Below are 16,946 nucleotides of genomic sequence, written 5' to 3'. Positions count from 1 at the left end.
GTCAACCGTAACACTCCTTATCGACAGGCTGTTTTCGCATTTGCGGCCTCATCCTTTCGGTGGCGTCCATAAAAAGAGTGGCACGATCCGATATGATTGGCTTAGTCTCAGGTATGGAGGTGACGGCAGAACGGCGAAGGCCTTGTCGTCAAATGGGAAACGAGCCGTAAGGCTGACAGGCGGAAGTGACGAATGGCCAAGACCAACGAGCCGACAATCATCAAGAAATACGCCAACCGGCGGCTCTACAATACGGGCACCAGCACCTATGTGACCCTCGAGGATCTGGCGGTGATGGTGAAGGGGGAAGAGGACTTTGTGGTCTTCGACGCGAAAAGCGGCGACGACATTACACGGTCCGTGCTGACTCAGATCATTTTCGAGCAGGAAGGCAAGGGGCAGAACCTGCTTCCGGTGACGTTCCTGCGCCAGTTGATCCGTTTTTACGGAGACAGCATGCAGGGGATCGTGCCGAGTTTCCTGGAATATTCGATGACGTCACTGACGCAGGAACAGGAAAAGCTGCGCGCGAAGATGAGTGGTGCGTTCGGCGCAACTGCCTTCGATGCCATCGAGGATCAGGTCAAGCGCAACACCGAGATGTTCGAACGGGCAATGAAGATGTTCATGCCGTTTCCTACCGGCGAAGCCGGTGCGTCTCCGGAAACTTCCTCCGACGAGGCAAAACCCGGCAAGACGGAGGCGTCTGACCTGGACGACATGAAGCGTCAGCTTGAGGAAATGCAGAAGAAAATCAGCAAGCTTTCCGACAAACCCTGACGTGTGCAGCGATCGGCGGGTTCCGACGTTAACGCGAACATACCTCCGGCCTTGATCGAATCCCGGTTGAACGCCCCTGTCGGGTGCGCTCAACCGGAGATGCCTTAACCGCAGTCCGCAACGAGCTTCACCGCTTCGACACCGGCAACCGCGCAGGCTTCGTCATTGTCCGAGGTGTCGCCTGTGATGCCGATTGCGCCGAGCGTTTCGCCATCCGCATTCCTGATCAGCACTCCACCGGGCACCGGAACGATTGCGCCGCCGGATACGCCGTTCAGGGCGTTGACGAAATGCGGCCGGGACTCCGCATTGGCATTCAGCCATCGCGTTCCGGTTCCGACCGCCAGCGCGCCGATCGCCTTGCCGGTGGCGATCTGCGGGCGCATGATCGAGGACCCGTCCTGACGTTTGACGATGATCGCGTGGCCACCGGCATCCAGAACCGCGACCGTCAGCGGCTTCAAATTCAACTCGGCGGCTTTTTCAAACGCGGCGGAAGTGATTGTCTCTGCTATTGAAAGTGTGAGTTTGCGCATTTCGCCGCTTCTCCTTAAGGTGCTGTCGCAAAGAAGGTTTGCTACCAGAACCGCGCATTGCAGGCTAGGCGTATTCGCCGACAAGCAATTAGCGCAAAACGGAAAAGATCGGCGGAATGCATTCAGTGAATCGGGATTTCCAGATGCCGGGCCGGTCTCCGGTCCATGCGCGCGAAGCGATGGCCTCCACATCGCACCCGCTGGCGACAAGCGCGGCGCTTGAAGTTCTCCAGGGTGGCGGCAACGCCGTCGATGCGGCCATAGCCGCCGTTGCAGTGCAGTGTGTCGTCGAACCACATATGACCGGTATCGGTGGCGATTGTTTCGCAATCGTCATGGAGCCCGATGGCCGCCTGACCGGCTTCAACGGTTCAGGGGCTGCGCCGCGTGCAGCGACGCCTCAAAAGCTGGCCGAACTCGGCGTTACGCAAATCACTGATACCTCGCCGCACGCAGTTACTGTGCCCGGTGCGATCCGGGCCTGGGAGACCTTGCTTAAGGCCCATGGCACGCGGGATTTCAAACCCCTGTTCAGCCGCGCCATTCGCTATGCCCGCGACGGTTTTCCGGTCGCCCCGCGTGTCGCCCACGACTGGATGGGGGAAGTCGGTAAACTCGCCGGTGATCCGCTGTCGGCCGCCAGCTACCTGGTTGACGGTAAAGCGCCGAAGGTCGGAACGATCCTGAAATACCCGCGCCTGGCCGATACGCTGGAGAAAGTCGCCGAAGGCGGTGCCGACGCATTCTATGGCGGGGACATCGCCGACGACATCGTCACCGCGCTTCGTTCCCGGGGCGGACTGATGACCCGGGACGATCTGGCAGCCTGTCACACCACGGCGGTTTCACCAGTGCTGCGCGACTACAAGGGGCACACGATCGCCGAATTGCCGCCCAATGGGCAGGGCATCATCGCGCTGGTCATGCTCGGTCTTCTGGAGCGGTTCGATCTGGAGAAGATGGATCCCCTCGGTGCGGAACGTTTCCACCTGGAGATGGAAGCGGCCCGACTTGCCTATGGCGTGCGCGACAGGTTCGTCACCGACCCGGGTTACATGGATGTCTGCCATTCCCACCTGATCGGCGAAGACTATCTCGATCGGCTCGCAAAGCAGATTTCGGCCGGCGGGCGCATGGCCTCCGTGCCGCATGCGCAGCTGGCGCCGCAGACCGACACCGTCTATCTCACGGTGGTGGACAAGGACGGCCTCGCGGTCTCTCTCATCAATTCGCTGTTCAGCAGCTTCGGCAGCGGCATTGTCGCTCCGGAGAGCGGCGTCCTGCTGCATTGCCGAGGGAAGTCCTTCAAGGCGGAACCCGGCCACGCGAATTCGATAGACGGCGGCAAACGGCCAATGCACACGATCATTCCGGCCATGGCTCTGAAAGACGGCGCTCCCTGGCTGTCCTTCGGAGTGATGGGTGGTCAGTATCAGGCCTGCGGCCACGCCCATGTGCTGACCAACATCATCGACTACGGAATGGATGTGCAGGCGGCAATCGATTTCCCGCGCATGTTCTTCAACATGGACAGCCATGAGCTGGAGGCGGAACACCGGATACCATCCTTGACGCTCGACGGTTTGAAGGCGCTGGGGCATTCCGTCGTTTCGGCCCCTGAGGCGATCGGCGGCAGCCAGGCAATCATGATCGACAAACCCCGCCGCCTGCTCACGGCCGGTTCCGATCCACGCAAGGACGGCCACGCGGCCGGGTATTGACCGGCCCCCCCCTGTCCTCATCCGCCGCGTCAATTTGAACCTTGAGAAATCCGGTTGCCGGGTGTTGAGTGCAGCTGGACGCGCCCGCGTGAGATGAGGTCTTCAGATGCTCGGTCCTTCGAGGCGAGAATTTCTGCTTGGCGGCGCCGCAAGCCTTGCGGCTTTTGCCGCCGGAAGCTTCGGTGCTCGTCAGGCGCAGGCCGCCGACCATGCTCTTACCCTTGCCGGGCTCGATTATCGCATTCTGCCGGAGATGCTTACCCGGGGAATGATGAGTTTCTCCCCGGATGGACCGCCGCCCGTCTTGCGGTTCAAACAGGGCGTGAAAACGACAATCGACGTCACGAACGCGCTTCAGGAAGCTTCGGTTGTTCACTGGCACGGTTTGAGGATCGCCAACCGGATGGATGGCGTGCCTTATCTGACGCAGCACCCAATTGAGGCCGGGCAGACGTTCCGCTATGCGTTCACCCCGCCGGATGCCGGAACGTACTGGTATCACCCCCATTGCAACACGCTGGAGCAGATGGCGCGCGGGTTGACGGGCGTTCTTGTCGTGGAAGAGGAGCAGGATCCGGGGTTCGACCGCGATCTGCCCCTGAACATCCGCGACTTCCGATTGGGTGGGGACGGCCAGTTCATCGATCTCTTCAAACCTCGCAACGCCGCCCGCGGCGGGTCCTACGGCACGGTGTCGACGGTCAACTGGCAGGTTGACCCGGTCTACGACCTGGAGGCCGGCAGTCTTGTGCGGCTGAGGCTGGCGGTAACCGACGTTACCCGGGTGGGCAGCTTTGAAATTGATGGAGCGGAAGCGCAGGTGATCGCGCTCGATTCCAATCCTCTGCCCATGCCGCTGCCTGCGTCGGACCTGCTTCTGGCGCCTGGACAGCGCGCCGACATCGCCTTGCGCGTGCCGGACGATGAGAGCGAGGAGGTGCGTCTGGTCTTGAACCGGCCGAACGGCGCGAAGGTCCTGGCTCGGTTTCGACCCGGGGGATCAAGCCTTCATCGGGATTTGCGAGAGCTGAGGGCCTTGCCGCTCAATCCTGTCGCCGAACCAGACCTGGAAAATGCGGATGTCCTGGATTTTGTCTTCGGATGGTCGCCGGAAGGCGATGCGCCGCAATCGAGCCTGTGCGGGTCGCTCGGCTATACGTTCTGGTCGATCAACCGGGTTGCCTGGCCCGGCGATCTTCCCGGTCCCTTCGATCCACTGGCGCGGCTGAAACTGGGCAAATCCTATATTCTCCGGCTGCGCAACGAGACGCCGAACGATCATCCGATCCATCTGCACGGGGTTTCGTTCAAACTGCTGCGGTCCAACAAGCGAAAGCTGCCACCGCTTGTGACGGACACGGCGTTGCTCCGCTCGCAGGAAACGATGGAAGTCGCGCTTGTCGCGGACAATCCCGGTGACTGGGCGTTCCATTGTCATGTGATCGAACACCAGAAAACCGGGCTGGCCGGTTTCCTGAGGATCGAGGATTAGGGCTTCGAGTGCTGCCCGTATCGTAACGGCAGGGACGTCACACCGATACGGACCAGGAATGGAAATTCCGCTCGTTGTCTGCCACCGATTCATATTGCGCCAGATGTTGCTGCCGTTCCAGACGGGTTTCATCGGCGGCAGAGCGGCTTGCCAGAAGCTGCGTGGCGTATTGCGAGTGGGCGTCGTGATGGGCGGTGCGGTTCAGGGCGGCTGAGGCGATGTGGGCGGGGAGTGTTGCGATCTCACCGGGCCAGATGCTCGCGGCAGATGTACTGTCCTGGCTTGAGGTGGCGACCGGCTTTTGCCGGATGCGCAGGGGACGGATCGCGGAAACAGGGTTCACTTGCATTCAAAGCTCCGTTGCGGGCCAGTCCGTGGCCAATCTTTCGGAGTCCGGAAGTATCCCGGATCTGAGGAGGAGCTTAGGTGTGGCGGCGAGGGAAAACTGTGCTGCCTGTCACAAATCGGCAGATTTCACGAGGATCTCGGAGCATCCCGTGAAGTGACCTGTCCGGATATGCGGATCAGGCGGAAATCTGCCGGCTCTGCTGCCGGGTCACCGTTCGGTCTTGAGAAGATGACCGGCGGCGCGCTGGCGCGGCAGGGCAGCGGTGGCGCGGTAGCTGTCGACGCCGCGCAGGGGTTCTGTCCGTCTGAAGGTACGTGTCTGCGGGTCGTTGTCCCTTGCGGCGATCAGATGCGCGAGAAAAACCGAGTTCGGGTAGTAGCTGGTTGCGAAAGCCGCTTGTTCCTGCTCCAGAACCGGCTGCACGGGGACCGGAAGATTGGAGGCAAAATCCGGATGCTGTTCGTCGCCGCCGGCCTCTCCCGTTGGGGGACGCTTGCGCCTCACATTGGCACGATCTGCCGCAGTTACCGGGTTCACTCGCACGTTTAAACGCCTCGTTGTTTCAGAATGGGACGCATTCCGCGACCTCGCCTGAAACGTCGCAATCACCATGCCAATATAGGGAAGCGTTAACCTTTTGTCCCGGAAATCTGCCGATCTTTTTCCAGAAAGTTAACAAGGCGCCGCGAAACGGCACAAAAGTTAACGCATTTCGGGGATAGCGGTGAGAACTTCCGGTGGGTGATTGCGGGCGGGTGCCGACTCGCCCGAACGGACTATCGCCCGGGCGCTAAGGAGCAGGAGGCAGCCTTCGGCGCAAGTCCGCTTCATCCAGCGGGAGGCGGAAATCGGACGGCGCGAGCTTCCCTGTCCGGAGCAGGTGCTGCAGGCTGAGGGCGATCGACATGGCATCGTCGAGGGCGTCATGCTCGCGCCGTTCCTGGCGGTCGAGCTGAAAATAAGTCGCCAGCTGGCCGCTGGTCGTTTTGACCAGGTCCTCATAGGGCATGCCGGCCAGAAAGACGAGTCCAGCGGCATTGCCGAACCGATGTATCGGCATTTTCGGAGCGCTGCCCTCGACATAACAACTGATGGCAAAGAGGTTCAGTTCGTCCTTGCCCCAGGACCACAGTGTTGCTTCTCCGCAGAAGGTCTCAAAGCCGTCGAGGGCCTCGGCCAGACCGACGCCGGCCCGGTCGAAAGAAGCCTGGTCTATCCCTGTCAGCTCTGTGAAAAAGGGGTCCGGTGTGGTTTTCCGGCCATATCTGTCCTTTGGGCTGATGAGAACCTGAAACGTCTCCAGGATCTCGTGACCGGGATCGAGCGAGAGTTTGACCGCACCGATCTGGGCCACGGAAGGGTCCGGATCGAGCGGGCCGCCCCACATACGCCTCATGGCACCTGGAGCCGTGAGATATTCGCAATCGAAGATGACAGCGTTGGGCATGCCGGTCACACCAATGCGAGAAATATGCTGGCCAGGAACAGCAGCACGGTGGAGTAGAACGTCAGTGCGAAACCGAAGGCACGCGAACCGGCCCCTTGGACATAGCCGTGCCAGAATAGGGCGCGTCCGCAAAAGAACAGCAGCGCTGCCACCGGCAGAGCGCCAAGCCACTGCGGTGGTGCGAGAACTGCGAAGCTGCCATAGACAAGAGCGGCCAGAACGGTCTGTTCAAGAGTGTTCTGCAGCACTGCCTGAAGTATTTTGGCCTTGGCCGTGCCTGCGGTGAGTCCGCTGCCGTCGATGTCCGCCGGGGTAAAGAAGCGATGCCGGGCGAGTGCGCCGATACATAAGAGCAGCCAGACGCTGATCACCAGAATGCATCTGGCCGCGAAGCCCAGCCGTTCGCCGCTCGTGTCATCCGGAAGCCAGTTTACCGGCGGCAGCACCGCTCCGGCGCTCAGCGCCAGTCCACACATGACGATGGCCGTGATCATGCCCTTGAGGACTGGGATCTGCTTTTGGGAAAGTGAAATGGGCGGACACCGACGGGTTGCATTCAATCCATGTCCTAAAGGAAACACATGTCGCCACAAAAGAAAAGCGCAGCGAGGGGCCGCGCTTTTGCGTTTTCAATTGGCTTCCACTCGGATCAGTCGGGGGCCTTGCCGGTCCAGGCCGTGCGATCGAGATCCAGATCAGCGAACTTGTCGGGATCCAGAACCGGACGGGCAATACCAGCCCGGAGCTGATCCTTGAAGTCGTCCAGGATCCGCTTTGCGGTCGGGAACAGCATCATCAGGGCCAGAAGGTTCACCAGAGCCAGGACTCCCATAAGCGGATCGGAGAAGAAGAAGACGGACGTGGCGTTGGGCGCCGTTGCTCCGAGAAAGACGACCCCCATGACCACCACACGCAGGATCTGGGGTGCAGCGGCGTTTCCGGTCATCGAACTCAGGGCGTTTTCGCCGAGATAGTAGTTGTAGATGATGGAGCTGAAGGCGAAGAGCAGGATCGCGAGCGCGAGGAAGTAGCTGGTCCATTCTCCAAGATGGGAAACGAGCGACTGCTGGGTCAGTACGATGCCGTCCACGCCTTCGGCGCCCGGTGAATAGACGTCACCCATCAGAATGACCATCGCAGTACAGGTGCAGATGATCATCGTGTCGATGAAGACGGAGAAGGACTGGGTGATTCCCTGGCTGATCGGGTGACGCACTTCCGCGGTTGCCGCTACGTTCGGCGCGGAGCCGAGGCCGGCCTCGTTGGAGAACAGCCCGCGGCGCAATCCCTGTGCGATCGCGGCTCCCATGCCGCCACCAACAGCTTCCTCGAAACCGAAGGCATTCGCAACGATCGTGTAGAGCACCGCCGGGATTTCGGTGAAGTTCAGGAGGATGATGATCAGTGCCATGGCGATATAGCCGATCGCCATGATGGGGACGATCACATCGGCAACCTTGGCGATGCGGTGGATGCCGCCGAAAATGATGACACCGGTGACGACGGTGAGCGCGATTCCCGTCCAGATACGCCCGATGCCCAGGCTTTCCTCGACAGCGCCCGCGACAGTGTTGCCCTGGAAGGCGTTGAAGCCGAGCGCGAAGGAGGCGATCAGGCAGACCGCATAGAGAATTGCCAGCCACTGGTATTGCTTGCCCAGCCCGTAAAGAATCGAGCGGGCGGGGCCGCCATGGTAGGTGCCGTCTCCGGCGGAGCGCTTGTAAAGCTGGGCGAGAGAACATTCGATCAGGCTGGTCGCCATGCCGACAAGAGCGATCGCCCACATCCAGAAGACCGCACCCGGGCCGCCGAGGGTGATCGCGACAGCGACACCAGCGATATTGCCACCGCCGACACGGCCGCCGACGGACAGAAGCAGGGCTTCACGCGCCGAAATCGCATTTGGATCGCCGGACTGGTTCTTCGAGGACAGAACCCGGAACATGCGCAGGAAAAACCGGAACTGTACAAAGCCTGTGACGACCGTGAAAAAGATGCCGATGACGACAAGAAACGGGATGAGGGCCCATCCCCAGGTGAAATCGCCGATCAGTGCGAAAAACGACTCAACAAACTGCATGGCACCAGCCTCCATTAGAGTTTCTTCCAGGGTCCGACGCGGAGCGGGAACTTGGTCGAAGTTACAAGGTAGGCTTCAAATCAGAGCGAAGGCAATAGAAAAGGGAAACAACTGAATGCACAGCCTAAAATCCTCCCGGGACTCCGTTCAGGCTGCCCGGACCAGGCCTCGGCGGTCTATCGGCAGGCAACCGGTCTGGATCGATCAACGGTTCGAGAATTCAAGGATTTCAAGGTGTTGAAGGCTCCTGGCTGCGTTCAATGGCACCCGGGGTGTCCTGAACGAAAAAACGCGGCCCCCGTGGGACCGCGTCTTCACTATCAGAACCTGACCGGACTGGCCGGAAAAGTCAGGCGGCAAGGGCGCTTTCTGCCTGATCGACCAGAACCTTGAAGGCGTCCGGCTGATTGATGGCGAGGTCGGACAGAACCTTGCGGTCGACTTCGATACCGGCCTTGCTCAGGCCGTTGATGAAGCGGCCGTAGGTCATGCCGTGCTGGCGGGTTGCCGCGTTGATGCGCTGGATCCAGAGCGAACGGAACGTGCGCTTCTTGGCCTTGCGGTCGCGGTAGGCGTATTGTCCTGCCTTCTCGACGGCCTGCTTGGCAATGCGGATGGTGTTCTTGCGGCGGCCATAATAGCCTTTTGCAGCCTTCAGAACTTTCTTGTGGCGAGCGTGGGCGGTTACGCCCCGTTTGACGCGTGACATCTGGTAATCTCCTTGGGGCTGGCGTTATGCGTAGGGCAGGAACTGCTTCACGATCTTTGCATCCTGGTCGCTCAACGTGGTTGTGCCACGGGCGTTGCGGATGAACTTGGTCGTGCGCTTGATCATGCCATGACGCTTGCCTGCCTGGCCGGATTTCACTTTACCGGTCGCAGTCAACTTGAAGCGCTTCTTTGCGCCTGACTTGGTCTTCAGCTTGGGCATTTTGCATCCTTTCGTTTGTGCGACCGCGTTAGAACGGCCACTCTTTGTTGGTGCATTCAGAGCCGACACGGCATGCCCTTGGTTTGTCGCGGGAAACGGCCTGCATCGGGATGCAGGAAACCGGCCCACGACGAGCCGGACGACTCTGGACCGGGCGCTTATATGGGAGCTTCCCGCCGAATGCAACCGGATTCCGCGCCATCCGGCTGCCTTTCATAGCTTCAGGCGCCGAAACCGTCGGAGCGGGAAAAGCCGACTGTTTCATTTAATTGCTGCGATTGAAGGCAGGAATATTTTCATCAAAGAGCTATTCCTGTGCAATATGCATGAATGGATACGCAAGGACTCAAAATGCTCCTGCTCGTGCGGGACCTCGGCAGTATCGCCGGTGCGGCGCGCGCGCTTGATGTCGACGCTTCGAATGTTTCCCGGACCGTGGCTGCCGTCGAGCGGAAGCTCGGCGCAAGGCTGTTCCAGCGCAGCACCCGCAAGCTTGCCCTTACCGACGAGGGAGACCGTTATCTGCGCCGCATCGCACCGCTGCTGGAGGAGATGGAGGCGGCACGTGAGGAGATCTCCGAACAGGGAACTCTTGTGCGCGGAACCTTGCGCCTGACAGCGTCTGTTGCCTTCACCCTGGAAGCCCTGATGCCGCTTCTGCCCGGCTTTCTGGAGCGCTATCCGGAGATCTCGGTCGAGCTGTTTCCCTCCGATAGCAATCTCGACCTTCTGGCTGAGGGGCTGGATCTGGCGGTACGTCTCGCCGCGGCTCCGAAGGGTGACATGATCTCCACGCGGCTTCTGCGAACCCGGTACCGGGTCGTTGCCGCACCGGGATATCTGGACACCTTCGGAGCGCCGTCCCGCCCGGAAGATCTCACTGGGCGCGGTTGTCTGCGTTTCGACCTGCCGGAGTTCAAGTGTGTCTGGCGGTTCCGCAGGCCGGGCGAAACACCTTTCGCGGTTGAAGTCTCCGGCCGGACGGTGATTTCCAATGCACTCGCGCTGCGGGAGGCGGCCAGGCTGGGGATGGGGCCGGCCCTGTTGGCGGACTGGTTGATCGGCAAGGATCTGGCCGACGGTGTTCTCGTCGATCTTTTTCCGGAGCATGACTGCGCAGCTGGCGACTTCGATACCGGCGCCTGGATTCTTTATCCGAGCCGGATCTACCTGCCGCGCAAGGTACGGGTCATGATCGATTTTCTGAAGGCGGAGCTGGGGCGGGCGACTATGTAACCCACCCCGATCCGTTAGGCGTTCAAATCGACGACGACGCGGCCTTTCACCTGTCCTTTCAGGATATCGGCGCCAAGCTGCGGCAGGTCTTCCAGCGTTGCGGCCTGGATGACGGTTTCGAGCTTGTCCATCGGCAGGTCTTTCGCCAGCCGTTCCCAGGCCTTCAGGCGGGCGTCATAGGGTTTCATGACGCTGTCGATGCCGAGCAGGTTGACCCCACGCAGCAGGAAGGGGACGACGGTTGCCGGCAGAGCCGCGCCGCCGGCCAGGCCAACCGCAGCGACCGAGGCGCCGTATTTCATCTGGCCGAGAATGCGCGCCAGCATGGATCCGCCGACCGCGTCGATGCAGCCGGCCCAGGTTTCGCTTTCCAGGGGCCGCTTTACTGTTTCGCTGACCTCGCCGCGCGGCACGATCCGGCTGGCGCCGAGGGCTTTCAGGTACTCCCAGGTGCTTTCGCGCCCGGTCACGGCAGCGACCTCATAGCCGAGATTGGAGAGGATCGCGGTGGCGACCGAGCCGACACCACCCGCCGCGCCGGTGACCAGAACCGGGCCGTTTTCCGGCTTCAGGCCATGGTCCTCAAGCGCCATGATGGCTAGCATCGCGGTAAAACCCGCCGTCCCTACGGCCATCGCGTCCCGTGTGGTCAGTCCCTGGGGCAGGGGAACGAGCCACTCGCCCTTGACGCGGGCTTTCTGGGCGTAGCCGCCCCACCAGGCCTCGCCGACCCGCCAGCCGGTGAGGACCACCTTGTCGCCGGGCTGGTACCAGTCGTCCGAGGACTCCTCGACCGTGCCGGCAAAGTCGATGCCCGGCACGTGCGGATAGTTTCTGACGAGACCACCACCCGGACCGAGACACAGGCCGTCCTTGTAGTTCAGCGTCGAGTATTCGACAGCAACGGTCACGTCGCCTTCCGGCAGACGTGTTTCTTCGATCTGCTGAATCGAGGCGCTGGTGTTACCGTCTTCGTCCTTGTCGACTATAAGCGCTTTGAAGGTCATTCGACTGGGTCCTGCTGGTTGGTTTTGCTCGGAATGGCTCTGGCCTGCTGGCGCAGAACATATTTCTGGATCTTGCCGGTCGAGGTTTTCGGCAACTCCGTGAAGACGATCTTCTTCGGCCGCTTGAATCCGGCCATGTGTTCCTTGCAGAACGCAATGAGGCTGTCCTCGGTTGCGGCGGCGCCCTCTTTCAGTTCAACGAAGGCGCAGGGGACTTCACCCCATTTTTCGTCCGGCAAGGCAACCACCGCGGCTAGCGCGACGTCGGGGTGCCTGTAGAGCATGCCTTCAACCTCGACGGACGATATGTTTTCACCGCCGGATATGATCACGTCCTTCAGCCGGTCCCGGATCTGGATGTAGCCGTTCGGATGACGGACCGCGGCATCGCCGGAGTTGAAAAAGCCGCCGGAAAAGGCTTCCTCGGTCGCTTCCGGGTTCTTGTAGTAACCCTTCATGACCGTGTTGCCGCGAATGACGATTTCGCCCTGTGTGCTGCCGTCCCTGGGAACCGGGTTGCCGCTGGTCCGGTCGACTACATCGATCGTCTCCGTCATGGGGAACCCGACCCCCTGCCAGGCCTGGCACTCGGCCTGTTCCTCTTCCGAAAGCTCATCCCATTCCTCCCGCCAGAGACACTGGGCGACATGGCCGAAAGTTTCGGTCAGGCCATAAACCTGCATGACTTCGAAGCCGAGCTTTCTGACACCTGCCAGCACGGCGGCGGGCGGCGGTGCGCCGGCCGTCAGGATCCGGACCGGCGGAGTGACCGCCGTTTGTTTCTCCCTGGGTGTGTTGATCAGCATGGAAAGCACGATCGGAGCGCCACCAAGATGAGTTACGCCATGGTCGGCAATCAGCCGGAAGACGGCTTCGCCGGTTATCTGGCGAATGCAGACAATCGTTCCGGCAACCAGCGTCATGGTCCAAGCGTGACACCAGCCGTTGCAGTGAAACATCGGCACCGAATAAAGGTAAACGGGGTGACGTGGCAGGTCCCAGGCTATCGGAGTTGCCATGCTCATCAGGTAGGCGCCCCGGTGGTGATACACCACACCTTTCGGCCGGCCGGAGGTTCCGGAAGTATAGTTCAGCGCCAGCGCCGCCCATTCATCCCGGGGGCCGTGCCAGGCGAAGTCCGGGTCTCCTGCCTCAACAAGCCCGTCGTAGGTGTGCGATCCGATCATCTCACCGCCAGGCCCGTCGGGATCGGCAATGCTGATCACGGGCAAGGCCTTGCCGTTGAGGGCAAAGGCGCTTGTGAGGGTGTCAGCAAAAGCCGTGTCGGCAACAACAAGCCTGGCGTCCCCGTGATCGAGAATATAGGCGACGGTTTCCGGTTCCAGCCGGGTGTTGATGGTGTTCAGGACGGCGCCGGTCAGGGGCACGGCGTAGTGCAGTTCGAAGAGCTCCGGTGTGTTGGCCGCCAGGACCGAGACCGTGTCACCGGGGCCAATGCCCAGTTCCACAAGGCTGGACGCCACTCTCGCGACCCGCTCCCTAACCTGCGACCAGGAATACCGGCGGTCATTGTAGATCAGTGCGGTCCGGTGCGGAAAAACATCGGCCGTGCGTTCGAGAAACGACAGCGGCGAGAGTGGAACATGGTTTGCCGGGTGCGGAGAGAAAGCGTCGTAGAATTCCTTCATGATCACGCCTCCTGATCTGTGAATGGCTTTTCCCAGACAGTTGCCGAGCGGATCCCGTGCGGCGTGTCGACCTGAACCCTGGTGCCGTTGTCCCAATGGGTCATGCGTACCATGCCGATGGCGACATTGGTGCGGTAATCCGGCGAGAAGGCAGCGGAACTCACGGTGCCGACTTGCCGTCCCCCCGCGATGACCGGCCACAGCTCGTCGCAGGGCGGCACCGGGTCACCGTCGATGGCGACGCTCCGGATCTGGCGCACGGGGCCTTCGACTGCGACTCTGAGAAGAGCGTCCCGGCCGACGCAGCCGATGGCTTCCCTGGTCTGACAAAACCTGCCGAGGCCGCATTCGTGCGGCGTGTTGTTGCGGGTCATGTCATTGCCGTAAGACAGCAGTTGTCCTTCGATGCGCTCGATCAGGTTCGGGCATCCGGCGCGAACATTCAGATCCTCCCCCGCGGACATGAGGGCGTCCCAGACCGGTTCACCCAGTTGTGCGCCTTCGACATATAGTTCGAAGCCGTCCTGCTTGGAATAGCCAGAGCGGGCGAGGATCAGTTTCTGTCCCTGGAATTCAACGTAGTCGTAGTGAAAGAAGCGGATCGTGCGGATTCGTTCGCCGAACACCCGGGCGACAAGGTCTTCCGCCTTGGGTCCCTGGATCGCTAGAGGCGAAACGTCCGGCTCGTCGATATCGACCTCGAGCCGGAAGGCATGGGCAAGGCCCTTGATCCAGAACAGCAGGTCGCTGTCGGCCACGGAGACCCAGAATTTGTCGTCGGCGATTTTTGTCGTGACCGGGTCATTCAGCATGCCGCCGGTCTCGTCGACCATGGGGGTGTAGTAGCATCGGCCCTCGGTCATTCCGGACAGGTCGCGCGGCGTCAGCATCTGGGCCAGACGGGCAGCGTCCGGTCCCCAGAGTTCCACCTGCCTCTCGCAGGAGACGTCCCAGACCTGCACACTGGTTTTCAGATGCCGGTAGTCCGCCTCGACGCTGTCGAAGACAGTGGGCAGAAGCATGTGATTGTAGACCGTGTAGCCTTTGACGCCCGCGGCCTGGACACGTCTGGAAAACGGGGTCTTGCGCGTGCGGCGCGAGATGGAAATGGCGGGGACCTGCATGGCTTGCCCTCCCTAGGCGGCGGCTTCAGCCGGTGGGCCGGACCAGTCGATCTGACAGATCTCGGCACTGCGTCCGTCGAAATCCCATACGCGGCCGTAGGCGCGCACCCTGCCTTGTGTGGCCGTGGCGACGGTTATGTCCGGTCCCATCCAGTAGGCGGTGTTGGTGACGACGATGTCCTCGTCGGGATTTCCGCCCTTCACGGGTTCCACCTCGCCCTTGATGGCCTTGCCGACGATCAGGCGGCGTTTCTTGCCTTCGTTGGTGTAGGAGACCGGCGCCCGTTCCGCTCCCAGGAACTCGCTGATCAGAACCCGGAAAAGGCCGGTCGTGCCCTTGGCCTGGCCGGAGAAGATCTTGATCAGACTGTCATAAGCCGCGTCGCTGGCCCGGTCGTCGATATAGGCGGCGGCCTTCCAGTTGCCGCGTGCCATCAGGCCGGGAATCTCCAGAACCAGGCCGACGTTGAGCCCGGAAAGATCCGTGTCCTCGTAGTGGCCCTCGTCGATGCGAATTCCCGCCCAGGCCTGGCAATAGCCCTCCGTGGGCGGATGCTGGCCGAGGGAGACCACACAGGGACAGAAAACCGTGCAGTTGCAGTTGAGGATCAATTCGCCGCGAATGGCCCAGCCGGACATGTGAATCTCCTTAGCGTCAGTTTGGCAGGAAAGGCAGGACAATCACGGTTGTGCCTGCAAGGATGAGGAAGACGCCGAGCGGTGCGTTTATTTTCGCTCCGATCTCCGGCAGTTTTTCAAGGGTCATCAGCACCATGGCGAGTGCCATGATCGCCAGATTCATGGTGCCGGCGACGAAAGCCAGCAACATCAGGGCCCAGCAACAACCGAGACATACGGCGCCGAGCCGCAGGCCGAGCCTGAGTGCGCCACGGCTGCCTGGCCGCCAGTGGGTGAGGAAGAAAGCCATGGGGCTCTGGCAGGCTTTCAGGCAGGCGGCCTTCAGGGCGCTGAACTGGTAGAGCCCGGCGGTGACAAGCAGCGCGCCGCTGAGGACATGAGAGGTCGACCGGCCAAGAGGATCGATCAGGCCAAGGGAGGCAAGTCTGACCTGAACAAACGCCGCGGCAACGGAAAATCCCAACCAGACGGAAAGATATCCCGCGATCAGAACGGCAAGGGAGAGGCTGTTCGCGGCCGCCGTATGTGTCAGGTCCGCATAGGTGCGGAAAGCAGGGAAGGCCGTGGGCGCCATCATCGCCAGTGTCATCAGGACCCACATGAGGAAGCTGGTGCCATAGCCGGTCACGGCAACGGTGTTCGAGCACAGCCACAGAAGGGCGCCGATGCCGGACTGTCCCGCGAGAGGGGCTCCTCCGGGAAAGGCCTGCATGGCGAAAAGGATGCTCCAGGCCATCAGAATGGCAGCAAAAAACAGCAGCGCCAGAATGCCATGACCCGGCAGCAACCGTGCAAGTGTCCTCATCTCGTCCTCCCCGGATCCGCCTTTCATTCGCGCACGTGCGGATATGACGGCCGGTATCTGCCGATTTTTCCTGCGGCTTTGCGCGTTCAGGGGCTCGGCTTCTTGCCCGTAAAGTTGTTCCTGCCAATGTTAAAAGTCAAACATTTAATTGTCGGACAATTAAACCTTTCCGATTGACCCTTTTACGGCCGATAGCTAATTTTGTGGAGTTCACGGACCGTCCGCCGGAAGAACTGTGCGGCAACGGGCTGGACGACAGCAGGCTGAACGACGGCTGGCCGGGCGGAAACTGGAGTGAAATGTGGCGATCGAATTCAACACGATACAGAAAGAAGGTCTGTCGGTTCAGATCGCCAACGCCATCCGCGATGCCATCCTGGACGGACGGCTCACAGGCGAGGAACGCTTGCCGAGTGAGGCGGAACTGGCGGAACGTTTTGGCGTTTCCAGATCGACGGTCCGAGAAGCGCTCAAGCGGCTCGCGGCGCAGAACCTGATCCGCAGCGAACGCGGCTCGGCGGGGGGCGCCTTCGTCAACCGCATTACCTGGTCCGAGGCGACGGACAATCTGGTCACCACCACCCGGCTTCTCATCGGCATGAACGATATTCCGCTGGAGGATGCGATCGAGGCGCGATTCGCGCTTGAGGCCGCCGCCCTGCCGCTGGCCGCAACGCATCGCACAGAGGCCCAACTTGGCGAACTCAGGCAGGAGATCCACCGCCAGCGCGATCCGTTGACAAGTGACGAGGCGTTTTGCGCCTCGGATGTCACCTTTCATTCCGTGATCGCCGGTGCGACAGCCAATCCGCTGCTGGCGTTTCAGCTTTCCGCCGCCTTTGAAGCCATGCAGCCCCTGATGAACATGCTGGTCTATCGTCTTCGTGACCGGGAGCGGATCGCCGACTTTCACGACGCGCTGTCATCGGCCCTGGAGGCGAAAGACAGCGCAAATGCGTCCGCAAGCCTCGACGCGCTGTCCGCCTATACACGGGAACTGGCGGCCCAGCGCCGCAAGCCCAAGACTGGCTGAAAGGTCTGCGTGCCGCACCTGCGGCTCTTCTGAAAAGCGCGGCGTCCACTCCAGCCTTGCCGGAAGGTACCTGCGCTTTTTCCGGTTGAAAAATGTCCAAGTGCAATTTCAGGATGG

At 61.2% G+C, this 16,946-nt stretch carries 18 protein-coding genes; 5 read left to right on the top strand and 13 right to left on the bottom strand.

The annotated features are described in order from the left end of the window. The first annotated feature begins 192 nt into the window (after window positions 1-192). A complete protein-coding gene (phaR, locus tag OA90_RS05285; protein WP_068408249.1) occupies window positions 193-780 on the top strand; it encodes a polyhydroxyalkanoate synthesis repressor PhaR in 588 nt (195 codons plus the stop codon). 104 nt (window positions 781-884) lie between these two features. Here phaR and OA90_RS05280 read toward each other — a convergent pair whose 3' ends face one another. After that, window positions 885-1,316 carry a heme-binding protein gene (locus tag OA90_RS05280; RefSeq protein WP_068408247.1) on the bottom strand — a complete coding sequence of 144 codons (432 nt, stop codon included), beginning with the start codon at window positions 1,314-1,316 and terminating at the stop codon, window positions 885-887. A 116-nt stretch (window positions 1,317-1,432) separates the two neighbouring features. On the opposite strand from OA90_RS05280, the gene ggt reads away from it, so the two are divergent. Next, a complete protein-coding gene (ggt, locus tag OA90_RS05275) occupies window positions 1,433-3,037 on the top strand; it encodes a gamma-glutamyltransferase (protein ID WP_244274546.1) in 1,605 nt (534 codons plus the stop codon). A gap of 106 nt (window positions 3,038-3,143) precedes the next feature. Beyond that, complete coding sequence (locus OA90_RS05270; RefSeq protein WP_068408245.1) at window positions 3,144-4,529, top strand: multicopper oxidase family protein; 1,386 nt, start codon at window positions 3,144-3,146, stop codon at window positions 4,527-4,529. A gap of 37 nt (window positions 4,530-4,566) precedes the next feature. Here OA90_RS05270 and OA90_RS05265 read toward each other — a convergent pair whose 3' ends face one another. The 7 genes from OA90_RS05265 to rpmI form a co-directional block, all read right to left on the bottom strand. Further along, window positions 4,567-4,878, bottom strand: coding sequence for a hypothetical protein (locus tag OA90_RS05265; protein WP_068408243.1), 312 nt, complete (start codon window positions 4,876-4,878; stop codon window positions 4,567-4,569). Between the two features lie 207 nt (window positions 4,879-5,085). Then, window positions 5,086-5,421, bottom strand: a complete 336-nt coding sequence (locus OA90_RS05260; RefSeq protein WP_208985976.1) for a hypothetical protein — start codon at window positions 5,419-5,421, stop codon at window positions 5,086-5,088. Between the two features lie 247 nt (window positions 5,422-5,668). Further along, entirely contained in the window at window positions 5,669-6,325 is a 657-nt protein-coding gene (locus tag OA90_RS05255) for a 3'-5' exonuclease (protein ID WP_068408738.1), read from the bottom strand. Between the two features lie 5 nt (window positions 6,326-6,330). Next, window positions 6,331-6,885, bottom strand: coding sequence for an MAPEG family protein (locus OA90_RS05250; RefSeq protein WP_208985975.1), 555 nt, complete (start codon window positions 6,883-6,885; stop codon window positions 6,331-6,333). 89 nt (window positions 6,886-6,974) lie between these two features. Next, window positions 6,975-8,405, bottom strand: coding sequence for an alanine/glycine:cation symporter family protein (locus OA90_RS05245; RefSeq protein ID WP_068408736.1), 1,431 nt, complete (start codon window positions 8,403-8,405; stop codon window positions 6,975-6,977). A gap of 349 nt (window positions 8,406-8,754) precedes the next feature. Continuing rightward, window positions 8,755-9,114, bottom strand: coding sequence for a 50S ribosomal protein L20 (gene rplT / locus OA90_RS05240; protein ID WP_068408239.1), 360 nt, complete (start codon window positions 9,112-9,114; stop codon window positions 8,755-8,757). Window positions 9,115-9,138: 24 nt separating this feature from the next. Beyond that, on the bottom strand, window positions 9,139-9,336 hold the full coding sequence (rpmI, locus tag OA90_RS05235; RefSeq protein WP_068408237.1) for a 50S ribosomal protein L35: 198 nt from the start codon (window positions 9,334-9,336) through the stop codon (window positions 9,139-9,141). Window positions 9,337-9,687: 351 nt separating this feature from the next. Between rpmI and OA90_RS05230 the strand changes: the two genes are divergently transcribed. Next, window positions 9,688-10,572: a LysR family transcriptional regulator gene (locus OA90_RS05230; RefSeq protein WP_208985974.1), complete on the top strand. Its 885-nt coding sequence runs from the start codon at window positions 9,688-9,690 to the stop codon at window positions 10,570-10,572. Between the two features lie 14 nt (window positions 10,573-10,586). Here the strand turns inward: OA90_RS05230 and OA90_RS05225 are convergent, their stop codons facing one another. From OA90_RS05225 to OA90_RS05205, 5 genes are read right to left on the bottom strand one after another with little or no spacing between them, the layout of a single operon-like run. Continuing rightward, on the bottom strand, window positions 10,587-11,579 hold the full coding sequence (locus OA90_RS05225) for an MDR family oxidoreductase (protein ID WP_068408233.1): 993 nt from the start codon (window positions 11,577-11,579) through the stop codon (window positions 10,587-10,589). Next, on the bottom strand, window positions 11,576-13,228 hold the full coding sequence (locus tag OA90_RS05220; RefSeq protein WP_068408231.1) for an AMP-binding protein: 1,653 nt from the start codon (window positions 13,226-13,228) through the stop codon (window positions 11,576-11,578). The genes OA90_RS05225 and OA90_RS05220 overlap by 4 nt, the downstream gene beginning before the upstream one ends. A 2-nt stretch (window positions 13,229-13,230) precedes the next feature. Then, window positions 13,231-14,352, bottom strand: a complete 1,122-nt coding sequence (locus OA90_RS05215) for a dimethylsulfoniopropionate demethylase (protein WP_068408229.1) — start codon at window positions 14,350-14,352, stop codon at window positions 13,231-13,233. 12 nt (window positions 14,353-14,364) lie between these two features. Next, window positions 14,365-14,991, bottom strand: a complete 627-nt coding sequence (locus tag OA90_RS05210; protein ID WP_068408227.1) for a DUF1326 domain-containing protein — start codon at window positions 14,989-14,991, stop codon at window positions 14,365-14,367. Window positions 14,992-15,007: 16 nt separating this feature from the next. Further along, complete coding sequence (locus tag OA90_RS05205) at window positions 15,008-15,796, bottom strand: DUF2182 domain-containing protein (protein ID WP_068408734.1); 789 nt, start codon at window positions 15,794-15,796, stop codon at window positions 15,008-15,010. 301 nt (window positions 15,797-16,097) lie between these two features. Here OA90_RS05205 and OA90_RS05200 point away from each other — a divergent pair, with 301 nt between their 5' ends. Continuing rightward, window positions 16,098-16,829, top strand: a complete 732-nt coding sequence (locus OA90_RS05200) for a GntR family transcriptional regulator (protein ID WP_082836857.1) — start codon at window positions 16,098-16,100, stop codon at window positions 16,827-16,829. Window positions 16,830-16,946: the final 117 nt, after the last annotated feature.

Source organism: Labrenzia sp. OB1 (assembly GCF_001624695.1).
Taxonomy (GTDB): Bacteria; Pseudomonadota; Alphaproteobacteria; order Rhizobiales; family Stappiaceae; genus Roseibium.
Note: the sequence above shows the minus strand (reverse complement) of the source record. Positions and strands in the feature narration are given on the sequence as shown.

Bases quoted from the DNA above. Each gene is read 5' to 3' on its own strand.
- phaR (WP_068408249.1), top strand. From the start codon at position 193: ATGGCCAAGACCAACGAGCCGACAATCATCAAGAAATACGCCAACCGG.
- OA90_RS05280 (WP_068408247.1), bottom strand. From the start codon at position 1,316: ATGCGCAAACTCACACTTTCAATAGCAGAGACAATCACTTCCGCCGCG.
- ggt (WP_244274546.1), top strand. From the start codon at position 1,433: ATGCATTCAGTGAATCGGGATTTCCAGATGCCGGGCCGGTCTCCGGTC.
- OA90_RS05270 (WP_068408245.1), top strand. From the start codon at position 3,144: ATGCTCGGTCCTTCGAGGCGAGAATTTCTGCTTGGCGGCGCCGCAAGC.
- OA90_RS05265 (WP_068408243.1), bottom strand. From the start codon at position 4,878: ATGCAAGTGAACCCTGTTTCCGCGATCCGTCCCCTGCGCATCCGGCAA.
- OA90_RS05255 (WP_068408738.1), bottom strand. From the start codon at position 6,325: ATGCCCAACGCTGTCATCTTCGATTGCGAATATCTCACGGCTCCAGGT.
- OA90_RS05245 (WP_068408736.1), bottom strand. From the start codon at position 8,405: ATGCAGTTTGTTGAGTCGTTTTTCGCACTGATCGGCGATTTCACCTGG.
- rplT (WP_068408239.1), bottom strand. From the start codon at position 9,114: ATGTCACGCGTCAAACGGGGCGTAACCGCCCACGCTCGCCACAAGAAA.
- rpmI (WP_068408237.1), bottom strand. From the start codon at position 9,336: ATGCCCAAGCTGAAGACCAAGTCAGGCGCAAAGAAGCGCTTCAAGTTG.
- OA90_RS05230 (WP_208985974.1), top strand. From the start codon at position 9,688: ATGCTCCTGCTCGTGCGGGACCTCGGCAGTATCGCCGGTGCGGCGCGC.
- OA90_RS05225 (WP_068408233.1), bottom strand. From the start codon at position 11,579: ATGACCTTCAAAGCGCTTATAGTCGACAAGGACGAAGACGGTAACACC.
- OA90_RS05220 (WP_068408231.1), bottom strand. From the start codon at position 13,228: ATGAAGGAATTCTACGACGCTTTCTCTCCGCACCCGGCAAACCATGTT.
- OA90_RS05215 (WP_068408229.1), bottom strand. From the start codon at position 14,352: ATGCAGGTCCCCGCCATTTCCATCTCGCGCCGCACGCGCAAGACCCCG.
- OA90_RS05210 (WP_068408227.1), bottom strand. From the start codon at position 14,991: ATGTCCGGCTGGGCCATTCGCGGCGAATTGATCCTCAACTGCAACTGC.
- OA90_RS05205 (WP_068408734.1), bottom strand. From the start codon at position 15,796: ATGAGGACACTTGCACGGTTGCTGCCGGGTCATGGCATTCTGGCGCTG.